The following is a 19,553-nucleotide window of genomic DNA, read 5'->3' as shown; positions in this document are numbered from 1 at the left end:
GATACCGAATGAGTAGCAATCATGGATATGGATTTAAACAACCGCCTGACCGAAGACGAAACGCTCGAGCAGGCTTACGATATCTTCCTCGAACTGGCGGCCGACAATCTCGACCCGGCGGACATCATTCTGTTTAACCTGCAGTTTGAGGAGCGCGGCGGCGCCGAACTGTTCGACCCTTCGGCAGACTGGGAAGAGCATGTGGATTACGATCTCAACCCGGATTTCTTCGCCGAAGTGGTGATTGGTCTGGCGGATACCGACGGCGGGGAAATCAATGATATCTTCGCCCGCGTTCTGCTGTGCCGCGAGAAAGATCATAAGCTGTGCCATATTCTGTGGCGTGAATAACCTTTAACATCCAGTAAAAAGCCTGCCGCGGTTCTCCCGGCAGGCTTTTTTTACGTCGCCAGCTTACTTCGGCAAGGCATGACCGCAGGCATGGCAGAAACGGGCGTTATCGTCATGGTCGCCCTGCTGACACTGCGGACACAGGCGCTGCTGTCGTCGACGATTCAAGGCGCTGGTCATATGCGTGGTGATAAGTCCGGTCGGTATGGCAATAATGGAGTAGCCGATCAGGATAAGAATGGAGGCCAGGATGCGACCCAACGGCGTGTGCGGCGTGATGTCTCCGTAGCCGACGGTGGTGATGGTCACGATGGCCCAATAGACCGAGGCGTTAAGCGTGGTAAAGCCGTATTCCGGCCCCTCAATCAGATACATTAACGAGCCGAAAATCACCATCACAATGGCGATAAACGAATAAAACAGGATCAGCTGATGGCGCGCGCTGACAATCGCTCGCCAGAACACGTTGAGCGAAGGCATAAAGCGCAGTAGTTTGAGAATACGCAGCGCGCGGATCGCCCGCATTGCCCGCCAGGCGAATACATAATTGAGGCTAATTTCCGGCCATAGCCACATCACATACAGCGGTAAAATCGTCGCCAGGTCAATCAGCCCCCAAAAGCTGAAAATATAGTGGAGCGGATTGGGCCAGGTAGCGATACGCAGCAGGTATTCCAAGGTAAAGACCGCGGTCACCAGCAGCTCCAGCCAGACGAAAATATGCCATTCATCTAATGTCAGGTGATATTGCGTGCCCAGTCCCGACTCGATAAATATCACCAGTACGCTGAGCAGGGCGAAAAGTCCGCACAGCCCTTCAAAGCGGCGGCCGGAACGTCGGTTCTGATCGAAAAGTAAATGATAAAGCCGCAGACGAGCGGCAGAAAGCATACCCACTTCGTTAACCTCGCAAAAAAAAAGGGCTGACCTGCGTCAGCCCCTGAGATTATAACGGGTCTACCTTAAGGCAGGAAACCGCATGGCGGAAACTGCCTTCCAGCACCGGGCGGGTTTTGGCGCACTCCGGTCCGGCAAGCGGACAGCGGGTGCGGAATACGCAGCCTGAGGGCGGATTAATCGGCGAGGGTAATTCGCCTTCCAGCAGTTGGATAGTTTTCGTTTTCTCGAGATCAGGATCGGGGATCGGCACCGCCGACATCAGCGCTTTGGTATAGGGATGCAGCGGATTATGGTACACCTCGTCGTAAGTCCCCAGCTCCACCGCATGGCCCAGATACATTACCAGAACCCGATCGGAGATATGCTTAACCACCGCCAGATCGTGAGCGATAAATATCAGCGATAGCCCCATCTCACGCTGCAGTTGCTGCAGCAGGTTGACGACCTGCGCCTGAATCGACACGTCAAGCGCGGAGACCGGCTCATCGCAGATAATCAGCTTTGGCTCAAGGATCAGCGCCCGCGCGATGCCGATACGCTGACACTGACCGCCGGAGAACTCGTGCGGATAGCGGTTGATCAGGTTGGGCAGCAACCCAACTTTCATCATCATCGCTTTGACGCGATCGCGCACTTCCTGACGGGGCATCTTCGGATGATAGGTACGCAGCGGTTCGGCGATAATTTCTCCGATGGTCATGCGCGGGTTCAGCGAGGCCAGCGGATCCTGGAAGATCATCTGGATATCGCTGCGCACGTCGCGCCACTCTTCCTGCTTCATGCCCAGCAGATCTTTACCCAGCCAGGCCACTTTGCCATCGGTCGCTTTCACCAGACCAATAATGGCGCGGGCGAAGGTCGATTTGCCGCAGCCCGACTCCCCTACCACACCGAGGGTTTCCCCCTCGTAAAGGCGCAGCGTCACGCCATCCACCGCTTTCAGCGTTTTCGACGGCTGCCAGAACCACTGCTTGCCATCTTTGATATCGAAGTGCACCTTCAGGTCGGCAATTTCGAGCAGGACTTTTCGTTGTTCAGTTACGGCGTTCATAGCAGATCCCCCACCGGTTTAAAGCAGGCGCGCAGGCGGCCTGGCGCGAACGATTCCAGCGGCGGCGCGCTGCTGCACTGCTCCATGGCATGCGGGCAGCGCGGCTGGAATGGACAGCCTTTCGGCAATCGCAGCAGGTTCGGTGGGTTGCCGGGAATGGTCAACAACGCATCGCCTTCCGCATCCAGACGTGGAACCGCATTCAACAGCCCAATAGAGTATGGGTGCGACGGTTGATAGAAGACATCGCGCGCCTGACCGTACTCCATGGTGCGCCCGGCGTACATCACCAGCACTTTATCGCAGATCCCTGCCACCACCCCAAGGTCGTGGGTGATCATGATAATGGCCGTGTTGAATTCGCGTTTAAGCTCATTCAACAGCGTCATGATCTGCGCCTGCACGGTGACGTCCAGGGCAGTGGTCGGTTCATCCGCAATCAGCAGCCGGGGCCGGCACAGCAGCGCCATGGCAATCATCACGCGCTGACGCATGCCCCCGGAGAACTCGTGCGGGAACATTTTCATGCGCTTACGCGCTTCCGGCATTTTTACCGCGTCGAGCATCTTCACCGACTCTTCAAACGCTTCGGCTTTACTCAGCCCTTTATGCAGCATCAGGACTTCCATTAACTGCTCGCCCACCCGCATATAGGGGTTAAGAGAGGTCATCGGATCCTGGAAAATCATTGAGATTTGTTCAGCGCGCAGTTTGTTCAGCTCACGCTCGGGCAAATTGAGGATTTGCCGACCGTTAAAGGTGGCGGAACCCCCGATGCGACCGTTGGCCGCCAGCAGTCCCATCAGGGCGAAGGCGGTTTGCGATTTACCGGAGCCCGATTCGCCCACAATGCCGAGCGTCTCGCCCGCCTGCAGGGTGAAGTTCAGATCATTGACGGCGGTGACGTCGCCATCCGGCGTTTTAAAGGTGACGCGAAGATCTTTCACGTCCAGCAGTAGCCCGCTGTGGCTCTGCGCTTGCGGCGCTTTTGCCGTTTCAATCATGGTCATGGCAGCGCTCCTTAGCGGTCTTTCGGGTCGAGGGCATCACGCAGACCATCGCCGATAAAGTTGAAACAGAACAGGGTCACCACCAGGAAACCCGCCGGGAACAACAGTAGCCAGGGCGAAACTTCCATTGAGTTGGCGCCATCGCTGAGCAATGCCCCCCAGCTGCTGAGCGGCTCCTGCGTCCCCAGTCCCAGGAAACTGAGGAAGGATTCGAAGAGGATCATGCTGGGGACCAGCAGCGAGGCATACACCACCACCACCCCCAGCACGTTGGGGACGATATGGCGCAGAACGATGCTCGCCGTCGAGACCCCGCCGACCTGCGCGGCTTCGATAAACTCTTTGCGCTTCAGGCTTAGCGTCTGCCCGCGCACGATACGCGCCATATCCAGCCAGGACACCATTCCGATGGCGACAAAGATCAGCAGGATATTCTGACCAAAAAAGGTCACCAGCAGGATGACGAAGAACATAAACGGGAAGGAGTTGAGGATCTCCAGCAGACGCATCATGACCGAATCCACTTTGCCGCCGAGATAACCGGAGAGCGAACCGTACAGCGTGCCGAGGATCACCGCCACCAGCGCCGCCGCCACCCCGACCATCAGCGAAATGCGCCCGCCGATCGCTACGCGCACCAGCAGGTCGCGCCCGGAGGAGTCGGTTCCGAAGTAGTGGCCGGAGGCCATATCCGGGGCATTGGACATCATGCCCCAGTCGGTATCGAAGTAGGAGAACGACGACACCATCGGCGCGAAGGTAACGAACAGCGCAATAAGCACCAGCATAATCAGGCTGGTCACCGCGGCGCGGTTATGCATAAAGCGGCGACGCGCGTCCTGCCAGAGGCTACGCCCCTCCACTTCCAGCTTCTCACTGAAGTTTTCCAGCGCCTCGCTATTTTTCTTACTTAACATCATGGCGAACTCCGGCTTCAGTAGCGAATCTTCGGATCGATAACGGCGTACAGCACGTCAACGATGGCGTTGAACAGGATAGTCAGGGCGCCAACGAGGATCGTCAGGCTGAGCACCAGCGAGTAGTCGCGGTTAAGCGCCCCGTTAACGAACAGCTGGCCGATCCCCGGCAGGCCGTAAATGGTTTCAATGACCATTGAGCCGGTGATGATGCCCACGAAAGCTGGCCCCATATAGGAGAGCACCGGCAGCAGCGCCGGCTTCAGCGCATGGCGCAGAATAATGCGACGCATCGGCAGCCCCTTCGCCCGCGCGGTGCGGATAAAGTTAGAGTGCAGCACTTCAATCATTGAGCCGCGGGTGATACGCGCGATGCTGGCGATATAGGCCAGGGAAAGCGCCACCATCGGCAGGATCATAAATTTCAGCGCCCCGCCGTTCCAGCCGCCGCCCGGCAGCCAGTGCAGGGTAATGGCAAAGATCATCACCAGCAGCGGCGCGACCACAAAGCTCGGAATAACCACGCCGGTCATGGCTACCCCCATCACCGCGTAGTCCCAGCGGGTATTTTGCTTCAGGGCGGCTATCACCCCGGCGGCAACGCCGATCACCACCGCCAGTAAAAAGGCGGCGAAGCCCAGTTTCGCTGAAACCGGGAAGCTGGCGGCCACCAGATCGTTGACGGAATAATCTTTGTATTTAAAAGAGGGACCAAAATCGCCATGCGCCAGCTGCTTCAGATAATTGAAGTACTGCGTCATGATAGGGTCGTTTAAATGGTATTTTGCTTCAATATTCGCCATGACTTCCGGCGGTAGCGTGCGTTCCCCGGTAAAAGGACTTCCCGGCGCCAGACGCATCATGAAGAATGAGATGGTGATAAGAATAAATAGCGTCGGAATCGCTTCCAGACAGCGACGTAAGATAAATTTTAACATTGCCCGTACCTTCTGGCGTGTGCCTTTGCACTGCTCTCAAATAAGACACGATGGAGCGAGCCGAGACCCGCTCCACGTATTGCCATTAATGTTTGATAACGTAGAGGTCTTTGGTATAGACGTTATCCATCGGGTCTTTACCGGTATAGCCACCGACCCACGGTTTCACCAGGCGGGCGTTAACGTAGTAATAGACCGGTACGATCGCGCTGTCTTTGTCCAGCTGCTGCTCTGCTTTCGCATAGGCCGCCGTGCGCTGCGCTTCATCGGATGCTTTTACGGATTCAGCCATAATCTTGTCGAACGCCGGGCTCTTATAGTGCGCGGTGTTCATTGAACTGTCAGAGAGCATGGTGTTCAGGAAAGAGGTTGGCTCGTTATAGTCGGCGCACCAGCCCGCACGCGCCACGTCATAGGTGCCCTGATGACGGGTATCGAGGAACGTTTTCCACTCCTGGTTGACCAGCTTCACGTCAATGCCCAGGTTTTTACGCCACAGCGAGGCGGCGGCAATCGCCAGCTTCTTGTGCAAATCAGAGGTGTTATACAGCAGGTTGAAGGTCAACGGTTTATCGGCGCTATAGCCGGCTTCGGCCAGCAGTTTCTTCGCTTCTTCATTCCGTTTTTCCTGCGACCAGGTAAACCATTCCGGCTCGCTCAGCTTCGCGCCATCGGTATACGGTGGGGTGTAGCCGTAGGCCGGCAGATCGCCCTGTCCTTTCACCTTATTAGCAATAATATCGCGATCCAGACCCAGCTTCAGCGCGGTACGCACGCGCACGTCGGTGAACGGGGCCTTCTGGTTGTTGATTTCGTAATAATAGGTACACAGATAGGGGTCAACGTGCAGCTCGTTGGGGATCTCTTTTTTCAGCTTCTGGAAGAGTTCGATCGGCAGCTGGTTATAAGTCATGTCCAGTTCACCGCTGCGGTAGCGGTTAACATAGGTCACTTCGGAAGAGGTCGGCAGCCAGGTAACGGTGTTAATGACGGTTTTAGCATTATCCCAATAGTGCGGGTTACGCTCCATCACGATCCGCTCGTTGACCACCCAGTCTTTCAGAGTATACGCGCCGTTGGTAACGATATTGCCAGGCTGCGTCCACTTTTCGCCAAATTTTTCGATGGCCGGTTTGTAGACGGGAGACATCGCCGGGTTAACCAGCAGTTTATAAAAATAGGGTACCGGTTCGCTGAGGGTGACTTCCAGCGTGTGGTCGTCAATGGCTTTTACGCCCAGCTCGCTCGGCGCTTTCTTGCCGTCAATGATTTCGTCGACGTTAACGATATGACCATATTGCGGATAGCTGGCATAAGGAGAAGCTGTTTTCGGATCTACCAGACGCTGCCAGCTGTATACGAAGTCCTGGGCGGTAACCGGCTCGCCGTTAGACCATTTTGCATCTTTACGCAGATGGAAGGTCCAGACTTTAAAATCTTTATTATCCCAGCTCTCCGCCACGCCTGGGATCGGGTGGCCATCTTTCGGCGAAGTATTCAGCAAACCTTCGAACAGGTCGCGGCTAATATTGGCCTCTGGCACCCCTTCGATTTTATTTGGGTCCAGCGATTGCGGCTCGGCGCCGCTATTACGTACCAGGGTTTGCTTCTCTGCCAGCTGCACTCCAGCCGGGACATCCGCTGCCATTGCCATATTGCCGGCGATCAGTGCGGATAGCACTCCCGCGGCGATTAAACGCTTTTTAGTGATGATGGTCATTGTGTTGTAACTCCAGTCATTATAATTACTGGTTTTTTAACCAGCCTGTTTTTCCCGTTTTCGGGTTCTGTCCAACGCAGGAGTTTGCGATTGGCAGATTGCTATCACCGACTTATTTATTACGACCGCTCGAACGGCAGTCTTAACGTCGATTCGTTGCCCTCGCTGGAGGGTCGTTCTGGCGAAATGAGTTAATTAAAAATAATTCTCATTTGCGTACATAATTCAGCAGACGATAACGGCGGAAAGTACCAAAAGGTAAACACCTCCGCCAATGCAATTTGCAAATATGTTACCGAATTCTCTTTTATTGCCGGTTTTGCCAGCGTGACAAGCGTTTGCCATAAAACGTCGATGTAAAAATATCGTTATTAATCAGTCCATTACGATAATTTCATCAGCCGACATATTGAGCAGCGACCGCAAGATGGTTTTTTGTACAAAAAATTAACAATAGATTACTTTTTAGCACATTCATCTGCCGCCTTGTTAAAATTACTAATATCATTTCGATGATCCGACAGCAAGTACCAGAGAATGATGTGAAGAAAATAACATCACAGGATGGGGAGGCGTGAGGAGAATGTTAAGAGAAATATTTCATATCTTAATGAAAAACATGAAATTAATAGCGATATCGCAAAATATTATCCCTACCGCCAGTTCCGCGCTGGCTAATAGGTTTTGCTAATAATCGCGCAGGCGTGAAGCGAGACTCCCCGCCTGCTGGCGACGAACTAACTCAGCAATCCTGGGAAAAGCGCTTTAATCCCGGTCACAATAAACTCAATGCCGAGAGCCATCAGCAACAGGCCCATAATACGGGTGATGACGTTGATTCCCGTCTGCCCCAGCAAACGGACCAGCCACGGCGCCATACGGAAAATCCCCCAGCAGCAGAGGGCAAATACCGCTATCGCCAGTGAGAACCCGACCAGATGCACCCAGGAGTGGTACCGGGTCCCCCAGACGATAGTTGAACTGATTGCCCCTGGCCCGGCCATTAATGGTAGCGCGAGAGGAACGACGCCGATGCTCTCCCGGACCGCCGTCTCCGACTTTTCCTGCTTGTTCTGCTTATCTTCGCCGAGCTTACCGCTGATCATCGACATCGCGATGGTCACCACCAGGATGCCGCCGGCGATACGGAAGGAATCAATGGAGATACCGAAAATCTGCAGAATGCCATCGCCGAGGAACAGCGACGTCAGGAGGATGATCGCCACCGACAGGTTGGCGGTGAGGTTGGTCTTATTACGCACCGCAGCCGGCTGATAGCTGGTCATACTGATGAATACCGGAATAATGCCAACCGGGTTAACCAGGGCAAATAAGCCGATGAAAAACTTGAAATATGCAGAAAAATCGAACAGTGATTGAGTCACATTGGGCTCCGCAGCATCATCAAAATTGGCGGTTGACTGTTAACAGCATAAAATAACTGCGCGAAACATACGCTTTTTACCTGCAATATTCATTATAAATATGCATAACCCGGTGATATGTATCGAATGTTAGCCATTTGTATATTTAATGCTAATCGTTTTTTTAATTTCAAAACCCTCCCATCACACTTGATCGAACCGGTCAAAAAGCAGCCAGCTGAAAGGTATCAGCAGCGACAATACTTGATCTAAATCACGTAATTTGTACTCAGAAGTGAGTAATCTTGATGACACCAACAGAGTGGAAGGCAGCAGTACCTGAAAGCGAAAGAGATAAAGCTTTTTTAGTAAATCGGTGAAACAGCGCCCTGATTTTTCTACATAAACATTTACATGCAAGCTGTTAACGGCCTGTCTATAATGTCGAATCGAGCGACTGATTTACTAAAAAAGTTTAACATTATCAGGAGAGCATTATGGCTGTTACTAATATCGCTGAACTGAACGCGCTTGTTGAGCGTGTCAAGAAAGCCCAGCGTGAATATGCCAGTTTCACTCAAGAACAAGTCGACAAAATCTTCCGCGCCGCCGCTCTGGCCGCTGCAGATGCTCGAATCCCTCTCGCCAAAATGGCCGTAGCCGAATCCGGCATGGGCATCGTTGAAGACAAAGTGATCAAAAACCACTTTGCTTCCGAATACATTTACAACGCTTATAAAGACGAAAAAACCTGTGGCGTTCTGTCAGAAGACGACACCTTTGGCACCATCACTATTGCTGAGCCTATCGGCATCATCTGCGGTATCGTACCGACCACTAACCCGACTTCAACAGCCATTTTCAAATCGCTCATCAGTCTGAAAACGCGTAACGCCATCATTTTCTCTCCGCACCCGCGTGCAAAAGAAGCCACCAACAAAGCGGCTGATATCGTGCTGCAGGCTGCCATCGCGGCCGGCGCGCCGAAGGACCTGATTGGCTGGATCGATCAGCCGTCTGTAGAACTGTCTAACGCGCTGATGCATCACCCGGACATCAACCTGATCCTGGCGACCGGTGGTCCAGGCATGGTGAAAGCAGCATACAGCTCCGGTAAACCTGCTATCGGCGTCGGCGCCGGTAACACCCCGGTAGTCATTGATGAAACCGCCGACATCAAACGTGCCGTAGCGTCCGTACTAATGTCTAAAACCTTCGATAACGGCGTGATCTGTGCTTCTGAGCAGTCCGTTGTGGTGGTTGATTCAGTCTATGACGCGGTTCGCGAACGTTTCGCCAGCCACGGCGGCTACCTGCTGCAGGGTAAAGAGCTGAAAGCCGTTCAGGACATTATCCTGAAAAATGGCGCGCTGAACGCGGCTATCGTTGGTCAGCCAGCGGCCAAAATCGCTGAACTGGCAGGCTTCACCGTGCCGGCCACCACCAAAATTCTGATTGGTGAAGTGACCAACGTTGACGAGAGCGAGCCGTTTGCTCACGAAAAACTGTCTCCGACGCTGGCTATGTACCGTGCAAAAGATTTCGAAGACGCGGTAGCCAAAGCAGAAAAACTGGTCGCCATGGGCGGTATCGGTCACACCTCTTGCCTGTACACCGACCAGGACAACCAGCCGGCTCGCGTGGCTTACTTCGGCCAAATGATGAAAACCGCGCGTATCCTGATCAACACCCCGGCTTCTCAGGGTGGTATCGGTGACCTGTACAACTTCAAACTCGCGCCTTCCCTGACTCTGGGTTGTGGTTCCTGGGGTGGTAACTCCATCTCTGAAAACGTTGGTCCGAAACACCTGATCAACAAGAAAACCGTTGCTAAGCGAGCTGAAAACATGTTGTGGCACAAACTTCCGAAATCTATCTACTTCCGTCGTGGCTCCCTGCCAATCGCACTGGATGAAGTGATTACCGATGGTCACAAACGCGCGCTGATCGTGACTGACCGCTTCCTGTTCAACAACGGCTATGCCGATCAGATCACTTCCGTACTGAAAGCAGCGGGTGTTGAAACGGAAGTCTTCTTCGAAGTTGAAGCTGACCCGACGCTGACCATCGTACGTAAAGGTGCCGACCTGGCGAACTCCTTTAAACCAGACGTGATCATCGCCCTGGGCGGCGGTTCCCCGATGGATGCGGCGAAAATCATGTGGGTTATGTACGAACATCCGGAAACCCACTTCGAAGAACTGGCGCTGCGCTTTATGGATATCCGTAAACGTATCTACAAGTTCCCGAAAATGGGCGTCAAAGCCAAGATGGTGGCGATCACTACCACTTCCGGTACCGGTTCTGAAGTTACGCCGTTCGCCGTGGTGACCGATGACGCGACCGGTCAGAAATACCCGCTGGCAGACTATGCGCTGACCCCGGATATGGCCATTGTCGATGCCAACCTGGTGATGGATATGCCGAAATCGCTGTGTGCGTTCGGTGGTCTGGATGCGGTGACTCACGCCCTGGAAGCTTACGTTTCCGTACTGGCTTCTGAGTTCTCTGACGGCCAGGCGCTGCAGGCGCTGAAACTGCTGAAAGAGTACCTGCCGGCTTCCTATCACGAAGGTTCCAAGAACCCGGTTGCCCGTGAGCGCGTACACAGTGCCGCGACTATCGCCGGTATCGCGTTCGCTAACGCCTTCCTCGGCGTGTGTCACTCGATGGCGCACAAACTGGGTTCCCAGTTCCATATTCCGCACGGTCTGGCCAACGCCCTGCTGATCTGCAACGTTATCCGCTATAACGCGAATGACAACCCGACCAAGCAGACCGCGTTCAGCCAGTACGACCGTCCGCAGGCTCGTCGTCGTTACGCTGAAATCGCCGATCACCTGGGCCTCTCCGCACCAGGCGACCGCACCGCAGCGAAAATCGAGAAACTGCTGGCATGGCTGGAAAGCATTAAAGCTGAGCTGGGTATTCCGAAATCTATCCGCGAAGCTGGCGTTCAGGAAGCTGACTTCCTGGCCCACGTTGATAAACTGTCTGAAGATGCATTCGATGACCAGTGCACCGGCGCTAACCCGCGCTACCCGCTGATCTCCGAACTGAAACAGATCCTGCTGGATACCTACTACGGCCGCGAATTCGTCGAAGGCGAAGCCGGTGCGAAAGCCGAAGTTGCTCCGGTAAAGGCTGAGAAAAAAGCGAAAAAATCCGCTTAACCAACAGCGATAGCATCGCGACAAGCCCCGTCACCTGACGGGGCTTTTTTTATCCCCGCTATCAGCCATTCTTTATCGCCAGCTACGCCAACCTATAGCAGACATTAAAAAGGCGCCCACAGGCGCCTGTACGAGCTTCTGAGGGTATCAGCAGGGACGGTGCTGGTTTTGTACCTTGGTTAACGAACCGACGCTCAGCGCCTCTTTATAATGCTTACGGCAGACCGATACGTACCGCTCATTACCGCCGATGACGACCTGCTCACCCTCATTATAAGGACGCCCCTCCTGATCGAGGCGCAATACCATGCTGGCCTTGCGGCCGCAGAAGCAGATCGTTTTCAGCTCAACCAGCTTATCTGACCAGGCCAGTAAATACTGGCTGCCGGTAAAGAGCTCACCGCGAAAGTCCGTCCGCAACCCATAGCAAAGCACCGGAATATCCAGCGTATCGACAACTTCGGACAGCTCATGAACCTGTTCACGCGTCAGAAACTGGCTTTCATCCACCAGCACGCAGTGAATCGGCTTTAGCTGGTGCTCCGCCGCAATATCGTCAAATAACGAGGTCTGTGGATTATACAATCGGGCCGGCGAGGAGAGCCCGATACGCGAACTGACTTTTCCGGCGCCAAAGCGGTCATCAATCTCAGCGGTATAAACGACGGTACGCATCCCCCGCTCCTGGTAATTGTACGAAGATTGCAACAGAGCGGTCGACTTACCTGCATTCATTGCAGAGTAGTAGAAATAAAGTTGTGCCATCGGCTGCGTGACCCCAATCAAAGTGTTTTATCGCGGCGACGATTGTACCATATTTTATGCGCACAGCCGCGCTTTCAGCAGGGGTATTGTCGCGAAGCTGAAGGGCCTGCAAACCGAAAGGATTAAGAAGATGAATTGAATTTTCAGGGCCACTATTTGTACGCCCCGTTACGCTACTGGCGCGGTAACCATTGTCTTTTCGTGCTTATAGACCGGTTGCCCATGGGCTATAAGCAGGGCTGCCGGTTGTTTTATATTAAGCCTTGTAACCAAAAATGCGCTAATACTGACGAGGGTTATTTACCCATGTAAAGGATCATTTCTCTCACTGAACCTCTCAAAAAGCATACCGTCTCAATGTTTTAGCTTGCCTTCGCCTCATCGCTATAAGCGATGAAAGATGTGAAGCGGCACGGGAATTTTAACTTAAATTAATTAATTCTCGCGACAAATAACCAGTAATTTTGAATTCCTTACATTCCCCCCTATTGCACAACGCATTTTATCGCTCTATTATTAGTTCAACAAACCACCCCACAATATAAGTTTGAGATTACTACAATGAGCGAAGCACTTAAAATTTTGAACAACATCCGTACTCTTCGTGCGCAGGCAAGAGAATGCACCCTGGAAACGCTCGAAGAAATGCTGGAAAAATTAGAAGTCGTCGTTAACGAGCGCCGTGAAGAAGAAAACGCTGCCGCGGCAGAAATTGAAGAGCGTACGCGTAAGCTGCAGCAATACCGTGAAATGCTGATTGCTGACGGTATTGATCCGAATGAACTGCTGAGCACCATGGCTGCCGTTAAAGCCGGTACCAAAACCAAGCGTGCTGCACGTCCGGCTAAATATAGCTATGTTGACGAAAATGGTGAAACCAAAACCTGGACCGGTCAGGGCCGTACCCCGGCTGTGATCAAAAAAGCAATGGATGAGCAAGGTAAATCACTGGACGATTTCCTGATCTAATCTCCGTTGATCGCTATAAAAAATCCCGCTGCGGCGGGATTTTTTTTGCCCTCAGGGCCGATATAAAAAAACCGGGAGTCGCAGATGCGCTCCCGGTTTGTGCTTTCAACCGCGCGGCGAATTACTTCGCTACCGCCGTTTCCAGCCAGGCTTTAAAATCGTCGCCCAGCGTTTTGTGACGAATACCATATTCGACAAACGCCTGCATGTAGCCAAGCTTATTACCGCAGTCATGGCTCTTGCCTTTCATATGATAAGCTTCAACCGTTTCTTTCTCGATCAGCATATCAATGGCGTCAGTCAGCTGAATTTCATCACCAGCGCCCGGAGGGGTTTTCGCCAGCAGCGGCCAGATATCGGCGCTGAGGACATAACGCCCCACCACCGCCAGGTTGGACGGCGCAACGTCAGCTTTTGGCTTCTCAACCACGCCCACCATCGGTACGCTTTCGCCCGGCTTCAGAGATTCGCCTTTGCAGTCAACCACGCCATAAGCGGTTACGTCTTCGACAGGTTCAACCATAATCTGGCTGGCGCCAGTCTCATCGAAGCGAGAGATCATCTCAGCGAGGTTATCGCGGCTCAGATCGGATTCATATTCATCCAGAATAACGTCTGGCAGAATAACCGCGACCGGCTCATCTCCCACTACCGGATGGGCGCACAACACCGCGTGACCCAGACCTTTCGCCAGGCCCTGACGAACTTGCATAATAGTCACGTGCGGCGGGCAAATAGACTGCACTTCTTCCAGCAGCTGGCGTTTTACACGTTTTTCCAGCATCGCTTCCAGCTCAAAACTGGTATCGAAATGGTTTTCGATAGAGTTTTTCGACGAGTGCGTTACCAGAACAATTTCAGTAATTCCTGCAGCGATACATTCATTAACAACGTACTGAATTAACGGCTTATCTACCAGCGGCAGCATTTCTTTTGGAATCGCTTTGGTGGCCGGCAGCATCCTGGTGCCTAATCCCGCAACCGGGATAACCGCTTTTCTGACTTTAGAATTAAGGGCAGCCATTGAAATCTCCTGGACTGTTTGTTTTTTAAACTTCTCGTTACAAATAACGTGTCGAGTATATCAGTCAACCGCGTATTCACTGGTCTGAAAAGCTGCCGATAGCCTCGAATTAGGACTTTTACGCATAAAACTGCTCGATGTTACCACCGCTAAAGGGCAAGAGGTAATCCCGTCTGCTTAGATATAAACGCAATTGCTCATTCCGCAGACAACATTAAGCGTAAACGACCGCCAGCCCCCCAAATTTGGCACTGCCACGAGGTGCAGCGTTGGCTAATTTGGTTAAGATAAGCATCACCCAGCGTCCCCAAAGGAACGCCATTACTAATCTGAATTTGATGCTCCCCCGTATTCAGCGTGCCATTAAGTCCCGCTGACACCAGAATTAAATTTTTCAGCCCGCTGTGGTAATACCCTACTAACAGAGGGAACTGGCCCGGAAGATTTGCCTGACGCAGCAGTTGATTCACCTGTTTTAACAAACTTCCCATTTCTGGTAGCCGTTGTCCCTGGTGCGCCAGTTGCTCCTGCAGCAGACCATTAAACAACGCGCGCAGCAATAATGCTGCCAACACGCCATTATCGCCTGCGCGTGTGACATCCAGACAATAGAAAGCCAAATCATTTTCCGAAAGCGGCGCGATATCGAGTACCAGACCGGGCTTGTCTGCCGACACCAGTTGTCGATAATGAATACGGCAGTGCGACATTTCCTGTTGCACCGGCGGCTGTAATTCCTGCAATAGTCTTGAAGCGGCGATGGGATTACTGACCAGCGCATCCCAGTCCTCAAATAAACGCTCTTCCTCTTCCACGCGCGAACTGAACATCGCGGGATAGAGACAGGCGTAAACGGTCTCGCGCAGGCGATCGAAATCTTTTACTGGCTTTAACAGCACGTCCTGGACGCCAAGTCGCAACGCTTTAGCTATATCCGCCATGTTTTCGGTGGCGGAGATCATCAGGATCGGTAACTGTTCGCCGCGGTTACGCAGCGTTTCCACCAGCTCCAGACCGTTCATTCTCGGCATAGAAATGTCGCAAATCATCAGGTCCGGATGCACCTCCGTCATTTTATGCAGGGCATCCTTGCCATCTTCCGCCTGGAAGGTTGTTGCTCCCAGCGAGGTCAGCCATCCATGCAAGAGTGAGCGGAAAACGGGTTCGTCTTCAACTATCAGAATCTGTTTTCCCGCCAATGGCTGCGTCATGATATCTCCCCTGGCTGACGATAATTCAATAGTGGCACGCTATTCTCACTATCGCCTGTCAGAATTTGCTTAAGTCAGTAACTCGTACGTCAAACGGCTGTACGCACTAATGGTAATAATTCATCCATTTTCTTTTCTACCGCCAGTTGCCCCGCGGCGATCGCCTCTCCGGCGCGATGAAAATCAAGCGTCGAAACTTGCGGACAGTATGGCTGCAACAGGATATCCGGCGGGTCACCCGCCATACGATTGCGTTTAAGACGGTTTTCCAGTACCTGGATAGAGGTGGTCATGATCTCCATCGCCGTCGGCGTCACGGCCGTACGGCGGGAACTCATTCGCGTCAAGCGCGCGCGCAGACGAGTATGCCATGGCCCCTCCTTCTCTTCCGCTTCCTGCCGCGGCGTTTCAAGGGAGAACAAATCCTGCTGCATAAGATGGGCATCATGTTGCAGGTCGACGGCAATCACAATATCCGCTCCCATTGCCCGGGTGAGCGACACAGGAACCGGATTGACCACCGCGCCATCGACCAGCCAGTAACCATTATGCCTTACTGGCGACATTAACCCCGGCATACTGCAGGAGGCGCGAATGGCTAAATGTAGATCGCCTTCGGTAAACCACAGCTCCCTACCGGTGCTTAAATTGGTGGCAACAGCGGCAAACCGGCGCTCGCAGCGTTCAATCTCGGTGACGGGCATAATGCGGCGGTAATGATTGAATACCTTTTCCCCCCGCAGCAGTCCCCCCCGGCGCCAGGAGAGATCCATCAGCTTCAGGACATCCCAGTTGCTGAATGAGCAGACCCATGATTCGAGTGCCGGGAGTCGGTTACAGGCATACGCCGCCCCTACCAGCGAACCGATAGAACAACCGGCTACGATATCAATCTCAATACCGGCCCGCTGGAGGGCGTTGATGACGCCAATGTGCGACCATCCGCGAGCGGCTCCCGCACCTAGCGCCAGACCAATTTTAAGCTTTCTCATTAGTACTAATAACTATCCTTCCACTCTGAGCGTGGCAACATTGTCACGGCTCAGTTAACATAATGCCCTTTGGCGTAGAAGCGCCGTTACTCTTTCTTCCATGGAGGCAGTTTTGTCGCAATTATGCCCCTGTGGCAGCGCACTGGAGTATAGCTCATGTTGCCAGCGATATCTGTCCGGCGCTGAGCTTGCGCCGGGCCCGTCACAGCTTATGCGCTCTCGTTATAGCGCGTTCGTCATGAAAGACGCTGACTATCTAATCAAAACCTGGCACCCGTCCTGTCAGGCGCAGCAATTTCGCGCCGAGCTGGAGAAAGGGTTTTCCCAGACCGAATGGCTGGGCTTAACCCTGTTCGCCAGTGATGAGGGGCGAGCTCCAAATGAAGGTTTTGTCAGCTTTGTCGCCCGCTTTAATGACAATAACCGCCCTGGCGCCATTATTGAACGTTCCAGATTCTTAAAAGAAAATGGACAGTGGTACTATATCGACGGGACACGACCGCTGATTGGCCGTAACGACCCCTGCCCCTGCGGCTCAGGTAAAAAATTTAAAAAATGCTGCGGCCAGTAACGCTGGCGCAGCGCTTGCAAACATTACAGGATTTTCCTCGCGATGCATTCATTACAACGTAAAGTACTACGCACTATTTGCCCTGATCAGAAAGGCCTCATCGCGCGTATCACCAATATCTGCTACAAGCATGAACTCAACATTGTGCAGAACAATGAGTTTGTTGACCACCGTACCGGTCGTTTCTTTATGCGCACCGAACTGGAAGGCATTTTTAACGACGCTACTCTGCTGGCCGATCTCGACAGCGCCCTGCCTGAAGGCTCCATCCGCGAACTGAATCCGGCAGGCCGTCGCCGGGTGGTGATTCTGGTGACGAAAGAGGCGCACTGTCTGGGCGATCTGCTGATGAAAGCCAACTACGGCGGGCTGGATGTCGATATTGCCGCGGTTATCGGCAACCATGACACCCTACGCTCGTTGGTGGAGCGCTTTGGTATTCCGTTTGAGCTGGTCAGCCATGAAGGACTGAGCCGCGAAGAACACGATCAGCGGATGGGCGATGCTATCGCCGCCCACGAACCGGATTACGTGGTGCTGGCCAAGTATATGCGCGTCCTGACGCCAGAATTTGTCGCCCGCTTCCCGAACAAAATCATCAATATCCACCATTCGTTTTTGCCGGCGTTTATCGGCGCCCGTCCCTATCATCAGGCCTATGAGCGCGGCGTGAAAATCATTGGCGCTACCGCCCACTACGTGAATGACAATCTGGATGAAGGCCCGATCATCATGCAGGACGTGATTCACGTTGATCATACTTATACCGCAGAAGATATGATGCGCGCTGGGCGCGATGTTGAAAAAAACGTCTTGAGCCGGGCGCTGTATCAGGTACTGGCGCAGCGCGTCTTCGTTTACGGTAACCGGACGATTATTCTTTAATCGACTGAGAAATGAATTGGTTAGCTTTACGGCGTTACGTGTAAAAATCAGGCAACCAGTTTATTTTTGTCAAACGAATGCTTTACAGGGGCGCATCATTTGGTATGATGCGCCCCGCTTCCCGAGAAGGAAGCAGGCCAGTACCAAGCATTACCCCGTGGTGGGGTTCCCGAGCGGCCAAAGGGAGCAGACTGTAAATCTGCCGTCATCGACTTCGAAGGTTCGAATCCTTCCCCCACCACCATTATTCACTACAGTGATATGGTTTCCCCGACAAGCGTAAACGATGTTTGCACTTAGCGGGAAGGGTAAGAACCTTCGACTAAGGTTCGACTCGAGCGCCAGCGAGAGAACGTTGCCACAGGCAACGGCCCGAAGGGCGAGGAGAGATAGCGACGAGTTATCCTTCCCCCACCACCATTCATTTTGCTGAATAGCCTACAATGTGATTTTACCCCTGGTGGGGTTCCCGAGCGGCCAAAGGGAGCAGACTGTAAATCTGCCGTCATCGACTTCGAAGGTTCGAATCCTTCCCCCACCACCATCTTCTTAAAAAACACCTCAATCCAATTACTCTACGATATTCTATATTCTGCCCCATGGGGAAGGATGAGAAGCTTCGACTAAGGTTCGACTCGAGCGCCAGCGAGAGAACGTTGCCACAGGCAACGGCCCGAAGGGCGAGGCGCTTTAGCGCCGAGTAATCCTTCCCCCACCACCACCTCTTCATGTATTGCCCAGCTTATTCCACCTGCGATACGCTATATTCTGCCCCATGGGGAAGGATGAGAAGCTTCGACTAAGGTTCGACTCGAGCGCAGCGAGAGAACGTTGCCGCAGGCAACGGCCCGAAGGGCGAGGCGCTTTAGCGCCGAGTAATCCTTCCCCCACCACCATCTTCTTAAAAAACACCTCAATCCAATTACTCTACGATATTCTATATTCTGCCCCACGGGGAAGGATGAGAAGCTTCGACTAAGGTTCGACTCGAGCGAAGCGAGAGAACGTTGCCGCAGGCAACGGCCCGAAGGGCGAGGCGCTTTAGCGCCGAGTAATCCTTCCCCCACCACTGTTGCACTCTCTCAGCCACCGGTTCGGCTATCTCCTCTCTCGCGCTTCGCTTAGCGAGGCTACACATTCCTGCACTCTCTCAGCCACCTGTTCTGCTGTCTCATCGCTCGCGCTTCGCTTAGCGAGGCTACAAGTGGTGCCGTCTGGTAGCCCGGACAGGTGCGCAGCACCGCCTCCGGAAAAACTCACAGCGGTGGCAACCGCCTTTTTACCGGCGAGCTTTTCACCACCGAGGTGTTACACTGCGCATACTCCGCCAGACCGTCCAGCAGGGTATCCAGCTGGGCAATATCGCGCACCACGAGACGCATTACAAAACAATCTTCCCCGGTCACCTTGTCACTTTCAATACATTCCGGCATCGCCTGGATATATTTATCCACCTTCTGCAGCAGCCCAGGCAGCGGCCGGACCCGCACCAGCGCCTGCAGGCTATAGCCCAGCGCGGCGAGATTTACCCGCGCCCCATAGCCCTGAATGACTCCCCGCTCCTCCAGGCGCTTCACCCGCTCGGCGGTGCTCGGCGAGGTCAGCCCCACTCGCGCGCTCAGGACCTTGAGCGAAACTCTGGCATCCTGAGTCAGGCAGGAGAGGATCGCCCTGTCAATTTCATCAAGTACGTCATTCATATATTTCACCTA

Annotated in this window: 19 protein-coding genes, 2 tRNA genes and 4 other RNA genes; 12 read left to right on the top strand and 13 right to left on the bottom strand. The window is 53.4% G+C overall.

The window, feature by feature from the left end; genetic code table 11:
• Positions 1-21 precede the first annotated feature (21 nt).
• Positions 22-351, top strand: coding sequence for an HI1450 family dsDNA-mimic protein (locus IB144_RS10745; protein WP_002910079.1), 330 nt, complete (start codon positions 22-24; stop codon positions 349-351).
• Between the two features lie 63 nt (positions 352-414).
• Here the strand turns inward: IB144_RS10745 and IB144_RS10740 are convergent, their stop codons facing one another.
• The 8 genes from IB144_RS10740 to IB144_RS10705 form a co-directional block, all read right to left on the bottom strand.
• Positions 415-1,242, bottom strand: coding sequence for an ion transporter (locus IB144_RS10740; RefSeq protein ID WP_002910080.1), 828 nt, complete (start codon positions 1,240-1,242; stop codon positions 415-417).
• Between the two features lie 55 nt (positions 1,243-1,297).
• Positions 1,298-2,302 (bottom strand): murein tripeptide/oligopeptide ABC transporter ATP-binding protein OppF, encoded by a 1,005-nt coding sequence (gene oppF / locus IB144_RS10735; RefSeq protein WP_002910083.1) that lies wholly within the window; start codon positions 2,300-2,302, stop codon positions 1,298-1,300.
• On the bottom strand, positions 2,299-3,312 hold the full coding sequence (locus IB144_RS10730) for an ABC transporter ATP-binding protein (protein ID WP_004151853.1): 1,014 nt from the start codon (positions 3,310-3,312) through the stop codon (positions 2,299-2,301). The genes oppF and IB144_RS10730 overlap by 4 nt, the downstream gene beginning before the upstream one ends.
• Positions 3,313-3,323: 11 nt before the next feature.
• Positions 3,324-4,232 (bottom strand): oligopeptide ABC transporter permease OppC, encoded by a 909-nt coding sequence (gene oppC / locus IB144_RS10725; RefSeq protein WP_004145396.1) that lies wholly within the window; start codon positions 4,230-4,232, stop codon positions 3,324-3,326.
• A 14-nt stretch (positions 4,233-4,246) separates the two neighbouring features.
• Entirely contained in the window at positions 4,247-5,167 is a 921-nt protein-coding gene (gene oppB / locus IB144_RS10720; RefSeq protein ID WP_002910089.1) for an oligopeptide ABC transporter permease OppB, read from the bottom strand.
• Positions 5,168-5,252: 85 nt separating this feature from the next.
• Positions 5,253-6,887, bottom strand: coding sequence for an oligopeptide ABC transporter substrate-binding protein OppA (gene oppA / locus IB144_RS10715; RefSeq protein ID WP_004148754.1), 1,635 nt, complete (start codon positions 6,885-6,887; stop codon positions 5,253-5,255).
• 737 nt (positions 6,888-7,624) lie between these two features.
• Positions 7,625-8,272, bottom strand: a complete 648-nt coding sequence (locus tag IB144_RS10710) for a YchE family NAAT transporter (RefSeq protein ID WP_002910095.1) — start codon at positions 8,270-8,272, stop codon at positions 7,625-7,627.
• A 183-nt stretch (positions 8,273-8,455) separates the two neighbouring features.
• Positions 8,456-8,671, bottom strand: a complete 216-nt coding sequence (locus tag IB144_RS10705; RefSeq protein ID WP_004145398.1) for a hypothetical protein — start codon at positions 8,669-8,671, stop codon at positions 8,456-8,458.
• 77 nt (positions 8,672-8,748) lie between these two features.
• On the opposite strand from IB144_RS10705, the gene adhE reads away from it, so the two are divergent.
• Complete coding sequence (gene adhE / locus IB144_RS10700) at positions 8,749-11,424, top strand: bifunctional acetaldehyde-CoA/alcohol dehydrogenase (RefSeq protein ID WP_002910097.1); 2,676 nt, start codon at positions 8,749-8,751, stop codon at positions 11,422-11,424.
• A gap of 147 nt (positions 11,425-11,571) precedes the next feature.
• Here adhE and tdk read toward each other — a convergent pair whose 3' ends face one another.
• Positions 11,572-12,189: a thymidine kinase gene (gene tdk / locus IB144_RS10695; protein ID WP_002910100.1), complete on the bottom strand. Its 618-nt coding sequence runs from the start codon at positions 12,187-12,189 to the stop codon at positions 11,572-11,574.
• Between the two features lie 7 nt (positions 12,190-12,196).
• On the opposite strand from tdk, the gene IB144_RS10690 reads away from it, so the two are divergent.
• Positions 12,197-12,328: a hypothetical protein gene (locus IB144_RS10690; RefSeq protein WP_004145401.1), complete on the top strand. Its 132-nt coding sequence runs from the start codon at positions 12,197-12,199 to the stop codon at positions 12,326-12,328.
• 422 nt (positions 12,329-12,750) lie between these two features.
• A complete protein-coding gene (gene hns, locus IB144_RS10685) occupies positions 12,751-13,158 on the top strand; it encodes a histone-like nucleoid-structuring protein H-NS (RefSeq protein ID WP_002910103.1) in 408 nt (135 codons plus the stop codon).
• 121 nt (positions 13,159-13,279) lie between these two features.
• On the opposite strand, the gene galU is transcribed toward hns, so the two are convergent.
• From galU to rssA, 3 genes are all read right to left on the bottom strand, one after another.
• Complete coding sequence (gene galU, locus IB144_RS10680) at positions 13,280-14,182, bottom strand: UTP--glucose-1-phosphate uridylyltransferase GalU (protein ID WP_002910105.1); 903 nt, start codon at positions 14,180-14,182, stop codon at positions 13,280-13,282.
• A gap of 197 nt (positions 14,183-14,379) precedes the next feature.
• Positions 14,380-15,393, bottom strand: coding sequence for a two-component system response regulator RssB (gene rssB / locus IB144_RS10675; protein ID WP_002910107.1), 1,014 nt, complete (start codon positions 15,391-15,393; stop codon positions 14,380-14,382).
• An 89-nt stretch (positions 15,394-15,482) separates the two neighbouring features.
• Positions 15,483-16,385, bottom strand: coding sequence for a patatin-like phospholipase RssA (gene rssA / locus IB144_RS10670; RefSeq protein WP_002910108.1), 903 nt, complete (start codon positions 16,383-16,385; stop codon positions 15,483-15,485).
• 112 nt (positions 16,386-16,497) lie between these two features.
• On the opposite strand from rssA, the gene IB144_RS10665 reads away from it, so the two are divergent.
• The 8 genes from IB144_RS10665 (at position 16,498) to IB144_RS10630 (ending at position 18,913) form a co-directional block, all read left to right on the top strand.
• A complete protein-coding gene (locus IB144_RS10665; RefSeq protein WP_002910109.1) occupies positions 16,498-16,956 on the top strand; it encodes a YchJ family protein in 459 nt (152 codons plus the stop codon).
• Positions 16,957-16,998: 42 nt separating this feature from the next.
• Positions 16,999-17,841, top strand: a complete 843-nt coding sequence (gene purU, locus IB144_RS10660; RefSeq protein ID WP_004151854.1) for a formyltetrahydrofolate deformylase — start codon at positions 16,999-17,001, stop codon at positions 17,839-17,841.
• Positions 17,842-18,000: 159 nt separating this feature from the next.
• Positions 18,001-18,085, top strand: a tRNA-Tyr gene (locus IB144_RS10655).
• Between the two features lie 43 nt (positions 18,086-18,128).
• Positions 18,129-18,261, top strand: a non-coding RNA gene (locus tag IB144_RS10650) — RtT sRNA.
• A gap of 39 nt (positions 18,262-18,300) precedes the next feature.
• Positions 18,301-18,385, top strand: a tRNA-Tyr gene (locus IB144_RS10645).
• 44 nt (positions 18,386-18,429) lie between these two features.
• A non-coding RNA gene (locus tag IB144_RS10640) (RtT sRNA) lies at positions 18,430-18,562 on the top strand.
• A gap of 43 nt (positions 18,563-18,605) precedes the next feature.
• A non-coding RNA gene (locus IB144_RS10635) (RtT sRNA) lies at positions 18,606-18,737 on the top strand.
• 44 nt (positions 18,738-18,781) lie between these two features.
• Positions 18,782-18,913, top strand: a non-coding RNA gene (locus IB144_RS10630) — RtT sRNA.
• A 184-nt stretch (positions 18,914-19,097) separates the two neighbouring features.
• Here IB144_RS10630 and IB144_RS10625 read toward each other — a convergent pair.
• Complete coding sequence (locus IB144_RS10625; RefSeq protein ID WP_004180380.1) at positions 19,098-19,541, bottom strand: Lrp/AsnC family transcriptional regulator; 444 nt, start codon at positions 19,539-19,541, stop codon at positions 19,098-19,100.
• Positions 19,542-19,553: the final 12 nt, after the last annotated feature.

It is taken from the genome of Klebsiella sp. K4, assembly GCF_014596785.2.
GTDB classification, from domain to species: Bacteria; Pseudomonadota; Gammaproteobacteria; order Enterobacterales; family Enterobacteriaceae; genus Klebsiella; species Klebsiella pneumoniae.
This window is presented reverse-complemented; position numbering and strand designations above follow the sequence as displayed.